15 protein-coding genes are annotated in these 21,151 nt (G+C 41.1%); all 15 read right to left on the bottom strand.

The window, feature by feature from the left end; translation table 11 throughout:
• Positions 1–16: 16 nt before the first annotated feature.
• The 15 genes from uvrA to F9K33_00110 all read right to left on the bottom strand — a co-directional run bounded on the left by uvrA (position 17) and on the right by F9K33_00110 (position 21,084).
• Positions 17–2,758, bottom strand: a complete 2,742-nt coding sequence (gene uvrA, locus F9K33_00040) for an excinuclease ABC subunit UvrA (protein KAB2881481.1) — start codon at positions 2,756–2,758, stop codon at positions 17–19.
• A 2-nt stretch (positions 2,759–2,760) separates the two neighbouring features.
• A complete protein-coding gene (locus tag F9K33_00045) occupies positions 2,761–3,714 on the bottom strand; it encodes a glycosyltransferase family 9 protein (protein KAB2881482.1) in 954 nt (317 codons plus the stop codon).
• 324 nt (positions 3,715–4,038) lie between these two features.
• Positions 4,039–5,262, bottom strand: a complete 1,224-nt coding sequence (locus F9K33_00050) for a glycosyltransferase family 4 protein (GenBank protein ID KAB2881483.1) — start codon at positions 5,260–5,262, stop codon at positions 4,039–4,041.
• Between the two features lie 30 nt (positions 5,263–5,292).
• Positions 5,293–6,228, bottom strand: coding sequence for an NAD-dependent epimerase/dehydratase family protein (locus F9K33_00055; GenBank protein KAB2881484.1), 936 nt, complete (start codon positions 6,226–6,228; stop codon positions 5,293–5,295).
• Positions 6,229–6,333: 105 nt separating this feature from the next.
• Positions 6,334–7,554 carry a glycosyltransferase family 39 protein gene (locus F9K33_00060; protein KAB2881485.1) on the bottom strand — a complete coding sequence of 407 codons (1,221 nt, stop codon included), beginning with the start codon at positions 7,552–7,554 and terminating at the stop codon, positions 6,334–6,336.
• Between the two features lie 62 nt (positions 7,555–7,616).
• The gene (locus F9K33_00065; protein ID KAB2881486.1) at positions 7,617–9,185 is read right to left on the bottom strand and encodes a flippase; all 1,569 of its coding nucleotides are present in this window, start codon (positions 9,183–9,185) and stop codon (positions 7,617–7,619) included.
• Entirely contained in the window at positions 9,182–10,153 is a 972-nt protein-coding gene (locus tag F9K33_00070; protein ID KAB2881487.1) for an NAD-dependent epimerase/dehydratase family protein, read from the bottom strand. Before F9K33_00070 ends, F9K33_00065 begins: the two co-directional genes overlap by 4 nt.
• Positions 10,150–12,405, bottom strand: a complete 2,256-nt coding sequence (locus F9K33_00075; protein ID KAB2881488.1) for a polysaccharide biosynthesis tyrosine autokinase — start codon at positions 12,403–12,405, stop codon at positions 10,150–10,152. The genes F9K33_00070 and F9K33_00075 overlap by 4 nt, the downstream gene beginning before the upstream one ends.
• Before the next feature lie 19 nt (positions 12,406–12,424).
• On the bottom strand, positions 12,425–13,393 hold the full coding sequence (locus F9K33_00080) for a hypothetical protein (protein KAB2881489.1): 969 nt from the start codon (positions 13,391–13,393) through the stop codon (positions 12,425–12,427).
• A 15-nt stretch (positions 13,394–13,408) separates the two neighbouring features.
• Positions 13,409–14,422 (bottom strand): flippase-like domain-containing protein, encoded by a 1,014-nt coding sequence (locus F9K33_00085; GenBank protein ID KAB2881490.1) that lies wholly within the window; start codon positions 14,420–14,422, stop codon positions 13,409–13,411.
• Positions 14,423–14,431: 9 nt separating this feature from the next.
• A complete protein-coding gene (locus F9K33_00090) occupies positions 14,432–15,067 on the bottom strand; it encodes an outer membrane lipoprotein carrier protein LolA (GenBank protein ID KAB2881491.1) in 636 nt (211 codons plus the stop codon).
• Positions 15,068–15,138: 71 nt separating this feature from the next.
• Positions 15,139–18,201, bottom strand: a complete 3,063-nt coding sequence (locus F9K33_00095) for a DNA translocase FtsK (GenBank protein ID KAB2881492.1) — start codon at positions 18,199–18,201, stop codon at positions 15,139–15,141.
• A 121-nt stretch (positions 18,202–18,322) separates the two neighbouring features.
• The gene (gene gcvT / locus F9K33_00100; GenBank protein KAB2881620.1) at positions 18,323–19,411 is read right to left on the bottom strand and encodes a glycine cleavage system aminomethyltransferase GcvT; all 1,089 of its coding nucleotides are present in this window, start codon (positions 19,409–19,411) and stop codon (positions 18,323–18,325) included.
• 89 nt (positions 19,412–19,500) lie between these two features.
• Complete coding sequence (locus tag F9K33_00105; protein KAB2881493.1) at positions 19,501–19,872, bottom strand: four helix bundle protein; 372 nt, start codon at positions 19,870–19,872, stop codon at positions 19,501–19,503.
• Between the two features lie 33 nt (positions 19,873–19,905).
• Complete coding sequence (locus F9K33_00110) at positions 19,906–21,084, bottom strand: pyridoxal phosphate-dependent aminotransferase (GenBank protein KAB2881494.1); 1,179 nt, start codon at positions 21,082–21,084, stop codon at positions 19,906–19,908.
• Positions 21,085–21,151: the final 67 nt, after the last annotated feature.

The raw sequence follows: 21,151 nt of genomic DNA on the forward strand, positions 1-21,151 counted from the left end.
GGCAATAATAATGGCATTATAAATATTTTTTTAAATATTGACCTGTATACGATTCTTTAACTTTAACTATTGCCTCCGGCGTACCGGCAGTAACGACGTTCCCGCCTTTGTCGCCTCCTTCAGGGCCCAAGTCAATTACGTAATCAGCGCATTTGATCACATCGAGGTTATGTTCGATCACTACAACGGAATTTCCAGACTCGATCAAGCGGTTAAAACTGGTCAGTAGTTTGTTTATATCTTCGAAATGCAAGCCTGTTGTAGGTTCGTCCATAATATATAGAACATGATCGCCTTTTTTTTCCGCCAGATGAGCGGCTAATTTAACGCGTTGCGCTTCACCGCCGGAAAGCGTAGTTCCCGACTGGCCGAGCTTTAAATACCCCAGTCCGACGTCATCTAAAACCTGCAGCTTCTTAATTATTCGTGGATAGGCCTTAAAAAAGGTAAGTCCTCCCGTCACGGACATTTCCAATACATCGTGTATATTTTTATCGTGATAGTGGATTTCGAGTACTTCCTTTTTATAACGTTTGCCTTTGCATTCTTCGCACTCGAGATATACGTCGGCAAGAAACTGCATTTCCACCAAAATCTGGCCTGCGCCTTCACACACTTCACAACGGCCGCCGGGAACATTAAACGAAAAAGTTCCGGATTGATACCCCCGTATTTTTGAAGTCGGAAGACTGGCAAACACATCGCGGATCATGTCGAATAATTTAATATAGGTTGCCGGATTACTGCGTGGAGTTCGGCCAATGGGCTGCTGGTCTACCATTTCGACGGCATCGATATTTTTAATTCCGTTCATACTGTCGTGCGCGCCGACTTTCAATGACCATAAACCCAATTGACGCATGAGGCCTGCATACAACACATTATGAACCAGCGTGCTTTTGCCGGAACCACTGACTCCGGTTATACATACAAACATGCCGAGAGGAATAGTTATGTCAATGTTTTGTAAATTATTCTCACGCGCGCCTTTGACCTCAATAAATTTGTTATTCCCTTTGCGACGTTTTACCGGAACGGGAATAAATTTTGTTCCAGAGAGATATTGCCCGGTTAAAGATTTCTTGTCACGTAGGATCGACGCATGGCTGCCCTGAAAAATAACTTCTCCTCCGAAAAGCCCGGCCAAAGGGCCCATATCAACAATCTCATCACACCGCTCCATAATTTCTTTATCGTGTTCCACTACAATCACCGTATTTCCTATGCTTTGCAGATTTCTTAAAATGGAGATGAGTTTGTTATTGTCTCTTGAATGCAAACCGATGCTCGGCTCGTCTAAAATATACAACGACCCGACAAGCGAAGATCCAAGAGATGTCGCAAGATTTATACGTTGGGCTTCACCTCCGGATAATGTTCCGGCCAAACGGCTGCATGTTAGATATTCCAAGCCCACATTTCTTAAATAATTGAGCCGCTTGATAATTTCCTCTAGCGCGCGCCGGCTAATTTCAAAATCAAAATCGGACAGCTTTAGGTTGGTAAAAAACTGATGCGCGTCGTTGATCGTCATATTGTGAACATCATGAACTGTTTTTTCGGCGATGGTAACACAATTCGCTTCCGGTCTTAGTCTGGATCCGCCACAGTCGGAGCAAGTGACATATCCGCGGTATTTGCTGAGAAGAACGCGAACGTGCATCTTGTATGTCTTGGTATCAAGCCATGCAAAATACTCGCGTATGCCGTCAAAACCGTCTCCACCGTCCAGCACTTTTTGATATTGTTCTTTGGTTAATTGAAAAACAGGAACATCCAAAGGAATATTATTTTTCCTGGCATTTTTCTCCAGTCGCGACTGAAAATCGGAATAACCGTCCGTCGTCCATGGTTTGATTGCGCCTTGCTTAAGCGTCTTGGATTTATCCGGAATGACGAGATCCATATCCACTTCAATTTTGTTGCCAAATCCCTGGCAATGCGGGCATGCACCGTACGGATTATTGAAGGAAAAGAGTTTTGGATCCGGCTCAAGAAACGCTTTGCCGCAGGTATTGCATTCAAATTTATTTGAAAAATTTAAATCCTTGTCATCCAGAATCCGGATCGTCATCTTTCCTTGTCCATGTTGAAATGCCGTTTCCACTGAATCGGCTAAACGTGTTTTGTTTTCAGCGGAAACTGTAAGGCGGTCTATAAGAACTTCTATTTGTTTCAGTTTGAATATTTTTTTCATAACAGTTTCGTCGCTCAGTTCAGCAATAATCCCATTCAATAAAACACGGTTAAAACCCTGCTCGTGAAGCAGCAGAACGGATTGCTCCGTTACTTTAGTGGAAAATAGAACATAAAATTTTGTTCCGACCGGATACCCAAGTACCGTCTGAACAACGCCGGTTACCGTATCCTTTCTAACAAGCGATTTGCAGTTAGAGCAGTACGTTTTCCCGATCCTGCCAAACAGCAATCGGAGATAATCATAAATTTCAGTGACGGTTCCGACAGTGGAGCGCGGGTTCTTGGCTAATGTTCTCTGTTCAATCGCCAGTGCAGGGCTGATACCTTTAATGTGATCAACCTCGGGTTTGTCCATCCGTTCCAGAAATTGCCGCGCGTAGGCAGATAACGATTCGACGTAGCGCCTCTGGCCTTCTGCATACAATGTGTCAAACGCCAACGACGACTTGCCAGATCCGCTAACGCCTGTGATCACGATAAATTTATTGCGCGGAAGTTTAAGACTGATATTCTTAAGGTTGTGCACCCGCGCGCCTTTTATTTCAATAAAATCTTCCATGCCTATTTATTAATATTCTGCTTAAGCCCGTATGCACTTTGCAAAATGGTATTCACTACTTTTTCAACGGTCACATTGTTTACGTCCGTTCCTTCCCGGATCACAGTATGCTTATTTCCGTAGGGACCTATATGCCGTTCATCTTTAGGCCCAAAAATGGCGAAAACCGGAATATCCACTGCCGTTGCTAAATGCATGATGCCGGAGTCATTGGAAACGAAAAATCTACAGTGTTTTATCAATGCGGCTGTTTCGTGTATATTTGCCCGGCCGACAAAATTCACCGTTTTTTGTACCAATAAGGATTCAACCCGCAGAACATCTTCTTCCTCGTCTTTTCCGCCGACAATAAGAATTTGTGCATTCCAATGCTCCTGAAAATATAACATAAGTTTTGCATAATTTTCAGATGGCCAGCGTTTAAATGCCGCTTGAGGATTGCATCCCGGATGGAAACCGATCGTGAGTTTGTTTGCTATAAATCCCTTTTCTGCCAGCATTTCGTCTGCATTTCGCAGGTCTTTCTCAGATAATAATAATTGCGTAGCTTCTTCGGCTTTGTTATGAGAAACACCGACGTGCTTTAATAAATCAAGATTACAAAGCAGACGATGCCGCCCTTCAGGAATAGGCTCGATTATATTGAACAAGAAATCAAAATCACGCGAGCCTGTATGCGGAGTGCGATGCTTGATACGAAAAGGAATACCGGATAGAAAGGGAACTAGCACTTGCGAAAGCGTATTGCTCGGAATCGTTCCGATGTAAAGATCGTAACGCTGTTTCCTTAATTGACGAATCAATTTAATGAATTTAAGAAAACGGAGCTCCAACAAGAACACGCGATCGACTAATGAATAATTTTGAAATATTGATTTCGTCGGTCGGCTTACTAGTAAGTCCACTTTTGTATCTGGTTTGGCCTGTTTTAATGCTCTCACTAGTGGTTCAGCCATTAAGGCGTCGCCGATACCGGCGGAGATGTTGATAAGAACATTGCCATCTGTTTGATTCAAATCAATATGTTGAACCCTAAACCTGACAAAATGTTTTAAGAAGTGGGTTATAAATTTATATAATAATGTTTTATGCAATTTACCGAATCTCGTAATACATTAGCTACATTAGTTGATTACCTTTTTTCTCATCTTTCCACCCAAAACCGTAAGCAATCAAAATAAAACACATAATCTGATTCTATTTTTATTTTTTTGGCTTACCACTGAAAGGCACTAACACCCGAATAACTTGTTTGAATATAGATTTTGACACAATGCAAACTATCGAACCAATTTCACAAAAACGTCTGCGTATTCCTTCGCCGTTTTTTGAACGTCAAAATTTTCCATGACGAAAGTTTTGCCTTCTTTACATATATCTTGTGACATCCCTGGATTCTTATAGAGGGATATGATTAGTTCCGATAACTCTTTGACATCATTCACAACATAACCGGTCTTTCTATTTTTTATGACTTCTAGCACGCCGCCACCGTCCTGGAAAACTACTGTGGGACATCCTAGGTACACTGATTCAACAATGGCGAGACCCATCCCTTCACTATCAGATGGAAGAACAAAGACATCTAACGCATTTATGTAGTTATAAATATCATCTCTGAATCCCGGGAAAAGAATTTTCATTTCGATTTTGTGTTGTGCAACCTGTAAATCCAATTTATTTTTTATCGTTGCATCACCACCTCCATAAATGACCCCTTTTATCTTGTCATACTCCCTCAGATTTCCAAGCGCCTCAATTAACCTATCCAGTCTTTTTCTCGCGTCATACCGAGCCGCGACTCCTACTAAGAAAACATCAGGCTCCAAACCTAATTCCAGACGTATCGATCCCTTTGACTTAGTTGTTTTTATCGATTCAAAGTTGACTGAATTCTTAATTAGCTTAACTTGCTCAACCCTTAATCCGTAATAAGATATACAGAAATCACATAGGTATTGCGAAGGCGCAATCACAACATCACACCGTCGAAGGGAATGGATGAGCAGCCATTTCTTGAGAAAACGAATCAGTCGATTTTTCCATATAGAATCGCTAATTACATTAATTTTATGATTTGATTTTACGTTCTCTATGGAATCCTTCTTAAATAATTTCTCAAAAAATATATCCTTAATTCGTTTTCGTATCACTCCGCGCGCACCCTGCAAACTAAATGTCATTATAGCTCCGCTGAGAATACCTGCTAAGTAAGCTTGCCAATTGACCCCCCAATAATTAATGATATCATAGCTTTTCATGACGCGTAAATAGTAAGGAATAGTATTTGTAACTCCGCTAGGTAGACTCATCGTTACAATACCTTCTCTCAAACTAGCATCGTAAAAAGGTCCCTGTGCTTTGATAAAAAATACATCAAATTGGACTTCCTGATTATCCTTCAAGGACTGAGAAATCGATAGTATTTGCCGTTCCCGCCCTCCCAAGTCGCCGGAAGGAGTTATATTCAGCACTCTAACCTTTTTGGAATTTTTTTTCTTCACGAATCATGCCTCATCTTGCTACTTTCGAGTTCATTGCGGACTATTGGCTTGAATAATTTTTTTCAAACCTTCATCTAATGGCACGAGTTCCCTTCCCAAAACGCGTCTCATATTAGAATTATCGGGCTGGCGTCGAGTCATATCGCCCTCCTTTAAGGGCGGTAAGTAAACAATACGTGATTTTGAACGAGTTACTCGGATTATTGTTTCCGCAAGCTCGTTAATTGTCGTCAGATCAGCATTTCCAACATTTACAACGTCATTGACAAACAGGTTCTCGTTTAGGAGTTTAAGAGTAAACTCAGTGTTGTCATCAATAAAACAAAATGTGCGCGTTTGAGTACCGTCGCCATAAATTGTTATGTCATCTCCGGAAAAAGCGGAATTGATAAATTTTGAAACAACAAAATCCGGACTTTGTTTTGGCCCGTAAGTGTTGAAAAGGCGTAAAATGGTATATGAAAGACGGTGCTCTTTTTCATAGCTTCGGCAAAAACATTCTCCTATGTTTTTTACGACAGCATAAGGCAACCGTGAGTTTAGCGGTGTTGAATACTCATGTTGCGGTAAATGGACCGGTTCACCGTATACCTCCGATGAGGAAGAATAAAAGATACGTTTTACACCTGTGTTTTTAGATAACTGAAAAATATTTTGTAAGCCTTTCACATCATCCAAAACTTCGATTGGATTTTCCAAAGTACGTGCAACTCCAACAAGAGCCGCGTAGTGAAAAACATAGTCGAATCCGTAACGATTCATAATAGGCGCTACGTCTTCATAATTATTCACATCGGCTTTTATGAATTGACAGTTTTTGTGGGAGGGCACATTTTCAAATCTCCCTGTTCGCATATTATCTACGATTATGACGGTGTTTTGATCGTGCAATAGTAGAGATTCGGCTAATGAACTTGCGACAAAACCAGCCCCACCCGTTATTAAGATTTTTCTTTCTGTTGTCATATCACAAATTACTTTCTTTATGAAATTCGACTCTCTTAGATATAGTTGACTTTATTCAGAAACTTGCTCGCAATGTTTGGGAGTTCATTTTTCAGATTCGATAATTCAAATTAGTTGACTGTAAATAATTTTTATAACGCTTCGACTTTGATATAAAGAAATTAGAAAAACGGATACCCACATCAAATTATCGACATTCTTCTGTTGAAAATAAGACTCGAAATACAGCTTCATATTCTTCAATCCAGAAATCATGAATATGATCCCAATCCAATGATAAATCGCAATGGTTCGAGGCAATATGAAAAACATTAAGTATACACCAGCCGGTAAAAACAAACTCAAAAGAAACAAAATATTTGTTTTGTTAAATTTATAAAACCCCCAAAACCAAACAGCAATTCCTACGACTGAATATGTAAGCCAATAGATCTTTCCCCATTTTATCAGATTAAATGTTATTCTTTGAGCAATATCATTTTCGGGTTGATCCCAGTATTTACCAAAACCCAAAGATTTCGCGGGGTTGACATGTGTTTGATGTGTGATGCTATACCGTTCGTCAGTATTTTCATCTTGTTTCACTTTTTGATACGGACTGTTAAGTTCACCCATTACCAGATTTAAATAAGTCTTACCGGACAATTGCCAATGACCGCTATATGATCTAAGAAAAAAGAGATAAGGAAGTATTAGAATGGCGCATACAACAGGAGTAAGCCACAATAAAATCTTATTGTGTAAGGTTCCTATCGCCAACCAGAAGAACAAAATAATACCTATAATTAAACCTTCCGCACGGATATAATACAAAATTGCCCATAAAGCACTAAAGATTACTGCTTGCAATAAAGATAACCCATTTTGCCTGCGAATGTTGAGAGTTATAAAGGCAATGGCTATGAAGGCAAGAGTAAACAGCGACTCGCTGTAGCCGTTGGTCGCATTGATCAAGTAATTTGAATTAGTTGCAAACAATAAAACAGACACTATCGCATATTTTTTTTCAAAAAGAAATGATAAAGAAATGTTGTACATTAAAAGTACACTAAAGAGAAATGAAACCATACATATAATCTTGCCACTCCACTCCGGATTGTCTATAATTTTATTCACAGCGCCAATAACAATAGGGAATCCGGGAGATAATACCACGTCTGGAACATTATTATACCGAAGACCATCGCCTATCCACAAACTTTTTCCCAAATGCGCATACTCATGCGGGTCGTTCATTCTTGAGTAATCTGTATTTTGACGTGCCAATATTAATAATAGAGATATAAGCAAACAAATACTTATAGCTATGGTAATTTGAGTTTTCATGTTTAATATATTTATCACATGCAAACCAAACGTTCCTTCCGAGTCACTCAATTTAAAACATTTCACTGTTGATACGATTTAGGAAGCACCTTCGCCAGAAACGGAATCCTATTTGCAATTTTTTTTATGATATACCTATCGTATTTATCGAATTTAAGAATGAACATTCCAACCACATACAACGCCCACAAAGCAAATACGTACAAAATAAAAGTATATTGATACCAAGGAAGTTTATAATTCGAAAGAAGTATCTCGACGAGCACGACCGATACGAGAATACTTAACGCCGGCTTGTAAAGGGATTTTCTAAAAGGCACGAATCCTAAAAAATATTTTACTTCAAGCATTACAATGGTGTTTATTATGACCATGGACATTGCATTACCCACCGCTGCCCCCATGATGCCATAGTGTTTGATAAGAAAATAGTACTGAATAACATTGACGACGGCCATAATCGCCGAATTAATCAAATTCACTTTAATTCTGCCGGTCATCATTATTACATTACCTGCAAGCCCTAAAAAGTCATGATAAAGATTGCCAATACTTAGAACAACCAATAACATGATCCCTTCCGAAAAATCTTTTCCAAATATATTAAGGATTTCAGTTGAAAACATGAGTACCGTTGTGCAAATCGGCAAACTTATTGAAAGCGACCATTTCGTAACCGTTTGATACAGGTTTTTTAATTCATCTTTTTTTTTTGCAGAATAAAGTTCCGCAACCAGCGGTCCGAAAATAGTGCTAATGGTATAATGCGGCAAGTATATCAACGGCTGCAATCGGAGTGCTACGGTGTATATACCCACTTCACGCATGGTAGTGAAAAAACCCAAGAATAGAATATCAAGCTGGAAAGTATATTTGCTTAAAAGAGAATTTGTAAATAATGCGGCGGCGAATTTATTCATTTCTTTCTTTTCAAATACCGGTTTAAAAGAAGAATCTTTTAATTTTGGAAATACCTTCAGTAAAAAAAACAGCGAGACGCTCAATATGACCGCGTCTTGTACTAAGTTTGAGCCAAGCGCCGCATATAAATCCCACCCAAAAAAAACAAAAAGAACCAGGCTAATGATCTTTGCAGCTGAGCCTATTATTTCATTAGACAGAACTTTATATTTAATCTCCTGCAGCCCGTTTAAACTGGACATCATCACCTGATACAACGACGTCATCAAAATCGAAACGGCGTAAAAACGGAATGCACGAACAACATTGGCTTCAAATGTTTCCTGAGAAATGTTATCAGGTCGATGAACAAAAATTGCGCAGAACTGGGATGGAAATATCAAGACAAATACCGTTAGTGCCAGGCTTATAAAGAACGAAACTCTCAATGTCCACAATATAGAACCCTTGATTTTAGGCCAGTCACCCAGCCCTTTATAGGTAGGAATAAAACGGAGATTCGTCCCATTCAGGCCCAAACTTGATAAATTTGATAGAAGCGATCCCCAGGATTGGACCAATGAATAAATCCCGAATAACTCAGCGCCTAATACACGGGTTGTGATTACACTAGTCAGCGGCATGGTAGTCAAATTGACAATACTACCGATTCCGGAAATCAAAGAGTTTTTTGCAACTTTGGAAATATTTTGTTTTTCCGATTGGTTCAAACTGTAATCGCCTGATTTGACTGGAAGTTGTCTCTATACCACTGAATAAATGTTTTTATGCCGGTCTTAATTTGTGTCTTTGGGTGATAACCAATGATCTCCTTTGCCTTCGCAATATCGGCAAACGTCTTTTCAACGTCACCGGGCTGCATCGGCAGCCAATTAATCATGGCCTTTTTACTCAGCTCTTGTTCTATTATACTGACTATATCCGCCAACGAAATTGTTTGAGCCTCCCCAAGATTCAAAATTTCATATCCGTTCAGATGATTCATAGATTTTAATATACCGTCAACAATGTCGCTAATATATGTATAATCTCTTCTGGATGTCCCGTCGCCGTAGAGATTTATTTTTTCGTTCTGGTCAATGGATCTTGTGAAATAATGTATAGCCATCTCAGGCCTTTGGCGCGGTCCGTATACAGTAAAGAAACGCAAGCAGAAGGTATCAATTTGGTAAAGATGATGATACGCGTAGGCTAAGACTTCACATGCTTTCTTTGTTGCTGCATAAGGCGAAATCACATGATCAACATTATCCGTTTCAGAATATGGAGTCTTCAGATTATTTCCATAAACAGATGAAGAGGATGCCAAAATGAATTTTTTGACTGAAAACGCTCTGAGTGCTTCCAAAACATTCATCGTGCCTTCGATATTCACCTTCTGGTATAACTTCGGGTTCTGGATCGATGGACGAACCCCTGCCCTGGCGGCAAGGTGAATGACCAAATCGATATTGTCCGATCTAAAGACGTCGCACAAGTCGGAAAAATTCAGAATATCATTTCGAATCAATTTGAAATTTAGGCTGGAAATGCAGTTGGAAATATTTAGTTCTTTGATCTTCGGGTCATAAAACTCATCAAAATTATCATAGCAAATGACCTTGTGATTCTGAGCTAATAAGGCCTCACAAACATGAGATCCGATAAACCCGGCGCCTCCGGTAACAAGAACCGTCATATATTGTTACCCACTTTCGACTTGTTCGCTTCAGAGTTGACATAATAATTATCGTATGCGTATTCATAATAGCCTTTTTTCTCGTACTGAAATTCGTTCAGTACGATGCCAATCACATTGGCCCGAACGGTATTCAATGAGGCAATAGCGTTTTGAAGATATTGTTTTTGAGTCACGCCGTATTTTGTTACTATAACTACGCCGTCAACACGTGAAGCCAATATTATAGAATCGGTCAGCAACAAAATGGGCGGCGTATCATATATAACCATATCAAACTTCTTTTCAAGTTCATTCATCAGGAAATTCATGCGCATGGAAGAAAATATTTCGGTGTGATTCTGCGCATCCGCTCCACCGGTAATTACGTTGAGATTTTTTACGAAGGTCGATTGAATGGCCGAACTCAGATCGGTATTATTCAATACGACGTCCGTTAATCCGGGAGATTCATTGATCTCAAAGAGCAAATGGTGCTTCGGTTTTCTTAGATCGGTATCAACCAAACATACTTTATGGCCCATATCTGAAAAAGAAATGGCTAAGTTTACCGCAGTGGTGGTCTTACCTTCTCCGGGACCGGAACTTCCGACTAATATCGAACGCATCGGCGTATCAATATTTGCAAACTGAATATTCGTTCTCAACGCGCGATACCTTTCAGAAATAAAAGAGCGGGCGTTAAGTTGGGAAATCATTGCTTTTTTTCGGATCATGTTTTTATCATCGTCCTCATCATCTATTTTCTTTCCAAAGATTTTAGTCGTCAACTGGCCGACGCCGTTGGCGTTCTCTGCCAAGTCTTCGCGAGGAATCGGAGGTATCTTTCCAATGATAGGAATATTAGTAATGCCGGCGATCGTTTCTATGCTCTTGATGGTTGTATCCAGGTACTCTATCCCAAACGCCAGAGCCACGCCAATCAATAGGCCGACCATCGCTCCGATAAAGATCGTTGTAAACACTTTATTATAGATCGGAATCGGCGGCTTAGCTGGATCTATGATCTTCAAATTACCTGTCGTGCCGTACATTTGGATAGAGAAATTTTCTTTTTGTTTGATGAGCGAACTCAGAGTTTCTTCATAAACTTGTTTTGATCGGCTTAAACGGGTGATGTCAATTGCGTCTTGCAAAAGGTTTGGATTTTTGAGTTCAAAATTACGGATCAATCCTGCGTATAAACGCGCTTGCCCTTTTAGTAAAATCAACTCAATTTCTTCGTTATTCTTTTTCCCGAATACATTTTTCCAAAGCTCGTTTAAATCGCCGACGATCGGTTTTTCGCCGTCGGTATCGACAGCAGAAAGTAGTGCGTAATATTTATCGCGAAGCTGGCTGATTTGCTGGTCAATTTTTTTGACTTCAACATTTTCGTACGCATCTGCTCCGAGTCTTTCAAAAATTTGTACTTTTCTTGCATTCAATTCTTCAATTTGGTTTTTAAGTTTTGATTCTTCCTTTGATTCGTTTTCAGGCTTAACCGCGTTGCCGGTCATCCGGCGCTGAATGGAATCCAATTGTGAATTTAGCGCATTCAAATTGGATTCACGTACTTGTTTCTGCGTTTCCAGTTCCGCAAGCTTGTCCTTCATTAAAATGATCTTATTTAAAGGGCCTTCCTCATCTTTAGAAGTCATGTCCGTTTTTTTCTTCAATGCTTGAAGAGCTAATTCTGTTTTTTCCAGATTATTTTTAGTGAGCTCGATTTGTTCATCGATAAAATCAATCCCTTTGATCAATCCTTCTTTGTCCAGTTCTGCCGTCCGTCTTTTTAGCAGATCGGTAGCAACCGTTACGAGCTTTTGAACTAAAAACGAATCATAGGATACTGCCGCTATTTCAATAAACTGTGCAGCTTCTTTATACGGTTTCATCGTAATCTGGGATGTTTGAAAACCTTCCAGTGCCGATTCCACATATTCCGCATCTCGTTGCTTTAACAGATCGGTTCTCAAATCTTGTCTTAAAAGAACATTAAAAATATCGGTTGTCATGATTATCTCGTAGTATCCAAAGTCGATCCTCGGGATACTCCCGTTTTTATCGAGAATATCCAGCATCGGATTACTGCTCGAGTTATCAAAAAACATGATCGACGAGGATCGGTATATGGTAGGCTTCGAAACGGAATAGAACGTGATTATAGATGTAAAAATTAGGAAAGCAGACAAAACGACCAGTTTATGCCGCAGTATCGTACTAATAATCGCCTGCGCGTCTAAACCTTGTTTAACTTGAGCATCTTGCATGATATATCCTTTTTTTGCCTTAATTATTTTTTCGCGCTTGAATATTTAGATACAACAAATATGCTGAAGCAAAAGTAATGGTGTATGTCAAAACTGTGATAAGAGTTTTAAGAGTAAATTTCTTTGCCGGAACAAAAATGATATCTCCGGGTTCTACTAACGGAACTTGCCCGCCTTTCGCTTTGAGAACGGTTTCAATGTCGACTAGTTGCTCAGATTGGGCAGCCCCGATGCGACGAATCAATTTAATACTTCGGATCGAAGCTTCATCTTGCGGCCCGCCGGCTAAAAATATAACATCGATCACATTTGCGCCTGGGAATAAAGGATAATTTCCCGGATTGCGCACAGCACCCAGCACATTTGCATAAACCGCGCCGTATATCGCCGGAACAAAAATTATGTCTCCGTCCTGCAGATCTTTTAGTTTTTCAACATTGCCCGTTTCAATAATGATGGTTTCCAGCGGAATCGTAATATCTTCACGTAAACCGGTTTCGTGATTACGACGGATGATCCGCGTTTTATTTAGATCGCATCGCGGCGTCGCTCCTCCTGCAGCAGAAATAGCGCCCTGAATGGTATGATTTTTTGGAATTTTCAAAGCACCCGGGCTGTTGACCTGTCCGAGCACAATGACCTCGATCATTTCTTCTTGCGCAAATGCGACTACTACTTCCGCCCTGCCGCCGATATATTGTGATAGGCGCGCCGCTAATACATTACTGAACTGCTCCAAGGTCATTCCGTCCACTTTGATATCCTTCATAAAAGGATATTTAATCGTCCCGTCCGTTCCCACCATCGCCTCTTTTGGAAGCTCATCGTGGCCGTAAACGCTAATCTGTAATCTTTCTCCGGGCCTTACTTTTCTTTCCACTTTTGCCGATAAAGGTTTACTGTCGGTTGTATCCGCATACCTTTTTTCTTGCGAATAAAGCTGAACCGTAAAACACAGCGCCAGGGCGATAAAAGAAATTCTCAACATCAATACCTTGTGTGGTTAGTTTATAGGTTGTTCCGCTGCGTCGGCGGAATGTAAAGCATCTTTTAGTTTTAAGCGATTTTTAAAAAAATAAATAAATCCGATTCCTGTAACTGAAATATAATGGCTGGCATGAAAAATAATAGCAAATCCCAATGCATGTTCTTTGTCCACATTCAACAACATCAAACTTTGTTTTGCGATTTCATGAAAGGTTCCGACATAGCCCGGCGCGGCAGGAATCATTATAGCAAAAGAAGTAAATACCATCACAACCGTAGCCCCTAGCATATCCAGCTGATACAGCAACTCAAAGTGAACCGCGTAGAACATTGCATACATAACATAAATATAAGTGCCCCAGATCACAACGCTTAAAACCGTAATGATCACATACGATTTAGCTGAATGTAAAAAACTGACGCCTTCAATAAAGGATTTTACAATTTTATCGATCTTATAGGCCAATGTGACTGAAAAAAAGCTGACTGACCTGTGAACTAACTTCAGTGTCCAATCGGTTCTCTTTACCAGCATGAAAAGAATAAAAATTGATACGGCAACTATTGCAGCTACCAATACACTGCCGTTTTTTACCCACTCCGGAAAAGGAAACAGCAATAAGATGAATCCGAAAATCATCAATAAAGTCAGTACATCGATGATACGTTCAACCACCACCGTGCCTATCGAAGCGCTAAATGAAATGTTGTCAGACTGTTTGAGCGCATACCCTCTTACAAATTCGCCTAACCGAAACGGGAGAACATTGTTGACCATAAAACCAATCATTAAAGCGGAAAACACATTAGACGTTCGAATTTTTTTTATCGGCAGAAGCAGATATTGCCAACGAAGCGCCCGGAGCCAGCAACTGAACAAATTCAATGCAACTGAAAAGAAAACAAAACCTATACTTACACCCCAAAAAGATTTTGTGAGTTCATCAAAATCAATTCCTCTAACCGCCAGCCATATAAAAAATACGCTGATACCGATATTCAATAATAACCAAAAAAGTCTCTTCAACACCTTCTCCCGTTAGCGCAGATCAATAACTTCCATTCCCTGTTCCACCTGAAAGTTGAACAACTTCGGATCCAGAGCGCGGTCAATCTCAACATGCGTAAATTCGTATGAAATGGAATTGCCTTCGAGATCCGTATACTCGATCTTTTCGGTTATCCACGTGTCTGCAGGAACCCATATCTTCATGCTTTGCACAAAATCATCCCGGTCTCTCGGATCCAGTTTCAGAACATAAATCAGCCGATCTTTCACCGTTTCTATCTTAATAACTTCAGCAATAAACTTGTCGAGATAGTCATAGAGAAAATACTTGGGCATGAAAAGGCTTTTACTGTTCTTTTTTAGCTTGTCAATGAGCACCTGATTATTCAATTCCGAATATTGCCAAACGACTTCGCCGTTAGTAATATTAAGCTGCTGCCCTAATTCATACCGAATATTATTTTCTTTTTTGAAATAAAGTTTTCCCTGCAGATCCTGATGTTGTCCCGTCAGTTTCCACTTGAAATGATAATCAAAATTGAAAGTAAAACTTTCAGTTTTTTTATATTTATTCTGAATTTTTTTTATGATCGACTGTGCGTCTTCACCGGCCGACAAGTTCGCCGTAATGAAAAAGAACAACGCCGCTAATTTGATACAGTTCATCCCACTATCCTTGTGTTAATCTTTAATAGAAAGTATTATACCGAAAAACCGTCCTATTGACCATTCAATTTTTACGCTCTGTACATCGCAACCTGATCTTCCGTGATCAATACCTGCCGCGCCTTACCGCCGTCCTGCGCCGTTACGACTCCGGCCCGCTCTAACTGATCCACTATCCGTGCCGCCCGTGCATAGCCGATACTGAGCCTACGCTGTAAAAGTGAGGCGGAGCCTTGGTTGTGTTTTACTACGATATCCAACGCTTCATTAAAAAGTGCGTCGTAAGCGCCGGCTTCAGATTCACCGTCTACATTTTCTCGCGGTTCTTCTTTCATGACAAAATCTTTTCTTGGAAATGGCGGCATCTTGCTGATATACTCCACGATCGATTCCGTTTCCCGCGTGGATGTAAAGGCATTTTGAATTCGAATAGGCATCGCACCTGGCGGGAGATACAACATGTCGCCCTTACCGAGCAGTAGTTCCGCCCCGCCCATATCGAGAATGGTTCGAGAGTCGATCTTGCTGCGCACCTGATAAGCGATTCGCGCCGGAAAATTAGCCTTGATCAATCCCGTGAGTACATCGACGGACGGGCGTTGTGTCGCTACGATCAGGTGAATGCCGACCGCGCGCGCCATTTGCGCCAAACGTGTGATCGACGTTTCCACTTCCCGCGGCGCCGTCATCATAAGATCGGCTAATTCGTCTATGATCGCCACGATATATTCCAGCTTGTAGTGGTGAGTCTTTCCATCGTCAGGCAGACTGCCATCATGCCAGCGCTTATTATAATCTTCGATATTGCGAACATTTGCGTGAGCCAGTTTTTCGTAACGGTCCTCCATCTCCTCTACGAGCGCCTTTAGCATCAGTTTTGCATTTTCCGGTTTTGTAATCACGTCTTCCATGATCTCGCCGCGCTGATTGCGCAAGCAGATCAGATGATGATCTTTCAAACGCCGGTATAGAGCCAGCTCAACTTTTTTCGGGTCAACCATGACGAACTTCACATCCGAAGGATCAAATTGATACAGCAAACTGGTGATAAACGAATTGACGCCGACGCTTTTACCGGAACCCGTAGTACCTGCTATCAGAAGATGCGGCATCTTCGCAAGATCCTCGAAATGAATTTCACCGTCGATGGTCTTGCCGAGCGCCAACCCTAACTTGTATTTATGTTTTACGTTCTTAAAATATTTGTCTTCAAATAAACTACGGATCAATACCGGCGAGGCTTTCGGTTTTGGAATCTCAACTTGTATGGTTCCCTTGGAAGTGACCGGAACCATTCGCACCGACTTTACTTTCATTGACAATGCCAACTCATCCTCCAAACCGGTGATCTTCGAAATTTTTAATCCGGTAGGTAATTCTAATTGATATATTGCAACCACCGGCCCGTTGTATTCGGTGGCAACTACTTTTGTGTCAATGCCGAATTCAGAAAGGGTCTTGATAATAAGATGAATTTTTTGATCCAACTCCTGAATTTGTTCTTCGGTTAACTTCTCAATTTCCTGCGTCGGTTCCAAAAGATCCAGCGACGGGTGACGGTAACGTTTTCGCGCCGCCTGATTCTCTTTATCAAAATCAATCTCCGTATCAAATATTTGTTCCTTCGCAGATACAACTTTAGTTTTTTCAATCGGTTTTTCGTCATTGATTTCATTTACATCAGTGCTCTCTATTAATTCGTGCCGGAGCTCGAATTCCCCTGCTTCATCCGTAACCGGCTCTTGTTCTTCCGAAATTTCCTGATCGTCACGAGTCTCCTCTTTTTTGAAAGACAAGTCTGGTTGTTCTACCTGATCCGTATCCACTCTCAGATAATCGTCGCCATGTTCGGCATCAAATGCGTTTTTAGCAATGTCCTTAAAGTCTACATTAGATAAATCGACTGTCGGATTTTCCTCGGTTTTTTCTTTGAACTTTGCGGATTGTGCAGACTCCGTCGTACTTTCGATGCCTTCCATTTTTTTGGCTATTCTATCCGCCGCTTCCAGTTCTCTCACCTCTTGGGTATTGTCAAAATCAATCGACGGAATTACAAACTGTTTTTCGATGTGTCCCAGCGACTTGACGTCACGCATAAACTGGGTATCCATACCGGATTCAAAACCCGTAATGTCATCGTTCTTTTCGTTAGGCTTAACTTCAGTCTTTGTAATTTTCTGAATTTCTTTGGTGCCGGTCGTTTCATTAATGAATTTTGGTTTTGTGTTTTCGACAGGCACTTCCGGCTTCTTTTCCTCAACGACATTGGGTGTACTCTGGTCAGGAGGAACCGCGTCTTCGACTTGATTTTCTTTCTTTAAATATTGCGGAATAAACGGCTTTTCTCCTTCTTGAATGAGGGCTTCCGACGCATTCCCGCTCAATGTTTCCCCATCCTGAACGGCGAGCTTTTCAGTTTTTCGTTTTTCTTCTTCTAGTAATGCGCTCTGGCGATTTTTAAATTTGGAAATGGTTTCTGTCGTTTGGCGATAAGAAGTTACAAAAATATATTTAATAGCCGGTATAAGATCTGCAATGCTGATGCGTGTAACCATGATCACCCAGACAAGCGATACCACAACCCATATTGCGATGGAGCCGAATTTATTTAACCAAATAAATAACTGTGTGGCGATCATCCCGCCTAAAAACCCGCTCGCACTCCAGCCCGCGCCGGGAACGTCGGTATAAGGCAAAGCTAACCACGTCGACACGATAACCATCAGTGTGAGAATATAAAACGCAAACTGATTGACAAGAAAAATACTCCTGTGTGTAAATAGCAGCCATCCGCAAACGAAAAACAAAGTCGGCACCGCTATAAATGCATAACCGAACGTGTAATAAACAAGATAGTATGAAATATACGCACCAACGACGCCGAGAAAATTTGCAAGTTGGTTCGCCCGCCATAACTCCATAATACTCGCCGGATGTTCATTGGGTCGGTGTGAAACAATCGCAAGCAGCAAGAGAACGCAGAAGGTCATTAACAAAATACCTACAATCTCTTCTTTGAGTTTCGTGCTCAAGTTGAGATTTAAACCTTTTTTTGGCGGTGGTTTTTGAGGAATCTTAGGCTTTGCGGTCCCGGACGTTCTTGTTTTCGGACTAGTTTTTTTCTTTGATTGCATACAAAAAATCAGCAGAAAAAGATTGAAATTAAAATACGTATACACTGTCCGTGACGGCTGCTTTTTTTACCATCAGGTCGTGCTTAATAATCTTTTTAAACTTCGGCTCTTATTTTTTATTTTATTTACTCGGATTACCGTTGTAAAATGGAGTCGGAATAACTTTAGCTGTCAGGCTCCGTCCGCGCGCATTTACGGTTAATGTGGTTCCGATTTCGGAAAACCGTGTATCCACGTACGCCATTGCGATCGCTTTCTGAAGCGTCGGCGAAAAAGTTCCGCTGGTGATGATCCCAACTTTTTCCCCGTCCTTCATAACTTCGTACCCGTGGCGCGCCGGTATTTTCCCGTCAACCTCTAAGCCGATCAACAAACGTGTTAGACCTTTTTCTTTGGCCTTCAGCATAACGTCGCGCCCGTTAAAGTCGCCTTTTTTTAATTTCGTGATCCAGCCTAGGCCTGCTTCCAGCGGGTGCGTAGTTTCGTCAATATCGTTTCCATATAAACAATATTTCATTTCCAAACGGAGCGTATCCCTTGCGCCTAATCCCGCAAGGCCGATATTATATTTTTCGCCGGCTTTCATCACTGCATTCCAAATCTTGTCGCCGTATTTCTCATCAAAATAAAGTTCATACCCTATTTCGCCGGTATACCCCGTTCGTGAAATCGTCATGGGTACGCCGTCCACTTCGCCTTCATCGAACCAATAGAATTTGATATTCGATAAATTGACGGATGTCAACTGCTGAAGAACGTTCTGCGCATTGGGCCCTTGTATGGCGAGCAGCGCAATAGTATCGCTGACATTCTCTAACTTCACATTGGCAGGACAGTGCGATTTCAGCCAATTAAAATCCTTTTCTAAGTTTGCCGCATTCACGACCAGCATGAATTTATCTGCAAACCGATACACGATAAGGTCGTCTACAATACCGCCGTCGGGTTTACACATCGCGCTGTATTGCGCCTGATGCAAAGCCAGTTTAGAAACGTCATTGACGGTCATTTTCTGCAGAAATTCCATCGCGCCGCCGCCGCTGACATAAAATTCGCCCATGTGCGTCACGTCAAAAACGCCGACGTTCGTTCGCACACGCTGATGCTCTACGATATCTCCGTCATAACGGATCGGCATATAGTACCCGGCAAATTCAGCCATCTTTGCGCCGGCCGCGACATGTTTGTCATAGAATGGCGTCTTTTTTATTGTTCCCGCTGAAGCTGACAAGTTATTCTCCTGAAGTTAAATCAAAAATTAAAAATCAAAGATCAAAGTTACATATAAAACATCAAAACCTATTTTCGGTTTTTAAGTGTTAATATGCTTGACGCGAAAATATTTGAAAATTCGTTCAATTCGTTTAATAGCCCTTCAACTTCTGTCAATGCAACCCGTTTTGAATCTTTCAATAAGGAAAGCCATAATTTGCTTTCGTTAGCTGACTTCAAAGAAGTATTAATATAATTTATATAATCCTTTTTACTGCTTGCCGACTGTCCTTCCACATAATTACCGATAATACTTGTCCCGCTTCTCAACAATTGGTCACCTAATCTTCTGGAAACATTATCGTTTGGTAATTTATCGATAAATTCAATCAACTTAAGCGTAAACGCGTACAAACGTTTCTTAAACTCATGTTTAAATTTTGATTTGTCATTTTGCATTTTAATTTTTGATCTTTGAAATATAATGCAAAATTACAACTTTTTCATCGCCTGATCGATCTTCTCAAGTGCCTTCGCGATGTTCTCAATCGAATTGGCGTATGATAATCGTAAATAACCTTGCCCGTATTCGCCAAAAGCCGTTCCGGATAACGCCGCAACGCCGGCTTCATTCAAAAGATAATCCGCTAATTTCTTCGACTCCATTCCCGTCTTTGTAATATTCGGAAATACATAGAAAGCACCCAGCGGTTTTTTACACGAAAAGCCTTTGATCTTGTTGAGTCCGTCAACGATAAAATCGCGGCGCTTCTGAAATTCCGCCACCATTTTATCCACTTCGCTTTGCGATCCTTGCAAAGCTTCTACGCATGCCCGCTGAACGAAACTATTGGTACACGAATTACTATTGGTCATAAGCTTCGCCACCATGGCTGCAAGGTCTTTATTCATCACGCCGTACCCTGCGCGCCAGCCGGTCATGGCATACGTTTTTGAAAACCCGTCGAGAATGATCGTACGTTCCTTCATGCCGGGCAGACTCGATATACTGAAATGCTCCGATCCGTACATGATGCGGCTGTATATTTCGTCCGACATAACGTAACAGTTGTAATTTTTCACGATATCCGCAATGTCTTGAATGTCTTGTTGCGTAAAGACGCCGCCCGTAGGATTGGCGGGAGAATTGATAATAATAAGCTTGGTCTTTGAATTGATCTTCGACTTCAACTCGTTTACGTCGATCGTAAAATTCTTCTCCTCGCTGATGCGTAGCGGTACGGCTTTGCCGCCAACAAATTTGATCATCGATTCATAAATCGGAAATCCCGGGTTGGGATAAATCACCTCATCCCCTTCTTCGATTAATGCCAGAATAGGAAAGAAAATGATCGGTTTACCGCCGGGCGTGACTACCACCTCGTCAGGAACGACGTCAATTTTACGTGTTTTGGAAATATATTCAGCGATCGCTTTACGTAATTCAGGCAAGCCTGCCGCAGGCCCGTAATGTGTCCATCCGTCGTGAATAGCCTTGATTGCCGCTTCCGATATATTTGCTGGCGTATTAAAATCAGGTTCTCCGATCTCCAGATGTACCACATCCCTGCCCTGCGCTTCCAACGCTTTTGCCCTGACCAGCACCTCAAACGCCGTTTCCGTACCGAGACGGCCCATCGATCTTGCCAGTGGAACTTGAAATGAGGACATGATATTTTCTCCTTTAAATTGCAATATGTTTCAGCATTAAAGTGTAGCTTTTTTTCATTTTAATTTC

The sequence above is a fragment of the bacterium genome (assembly GCA_008933615.1).
In the GTDB taxonomy this organism is placed as follows: domain Bacteria; phylum CLD3; class CLD3; order SB21; family SB21; genus SB21.

Coding starts and splice junctions, on each gene's coding strand:
- uvrA (KAB2881481.1), bottom strand. CDS start 2,758: ATGGAAGATTTTATTGAAATAAAAGGCGCGCGGGTGCACAACCTTAAG.
- F9K33_00045 (KAB2881482.1), bottom strand. CDS start 3,714: ATGGCTGAACCACTAGTGAGAGCATTAAAACAGGCCAAACCAGATACA.
- F9K33_00055 (KAB2881484.1), bottom strand. CDS start 6,228: ATGACAACAGAAAGAAAAATCTTAATAACGGGTGGGGCTGGTTTTGTC.
- F9K33_00060 (KAB2881485.1), bottom strand. CDS start 7,554: ATGAAAACTCAAATTACCATAGCTATAAGTATTTGTTTGCTTATATCT.
- F9K33_00070 (KAB2881487.1), bottom strand. CDS start 10,153: ATGACGGTTCTTGTTACCGGAGGCGCCGGGTTTATCGGATCTCATGTT.
- F9K33_00075 (KAB2881488.1), bottom strand. CDS start 12,405: ATGCAAGATGCTCAAGTTAAACAAGGTTTAGACGCGCAGGCGATTATT.
- F9K33_00080 (KAB2881489.1), bottom strand. CDS start 13,393: ATGTTGAGAATTTCTTTTATCGCCCTGGCGCTGTGTTTTACGGTTCAG.
- F9K33_00090 (KAB2881491.1), bottom strand. CDS start 15,067: ATGAACTGTATCAAATTAGCGGCGTTGTTCTTTTTCATTACGGCGAAC.
- F9K33_00095 (KAB2881492.1), bottom strand. CDS start 18,201: ATGCAATCAAAGAAAAAAACTAGTCCGAAAACAAGAACGTCCGGGACC.
- F9K33_00105 (KAB2881493.1), bottom strand. CDS start 19,872: ATGCAAAATGACAAATCAAAATTTAAACATGAGTTTAAGAAACGTTTG.
- F9K33_00110 (KAB2881494.1), bottom strand. CDS start 21,084: ATGTCCTCATTTCAAGTTCCACTGGCAAGATCGATGGGCCGTCTCGGT.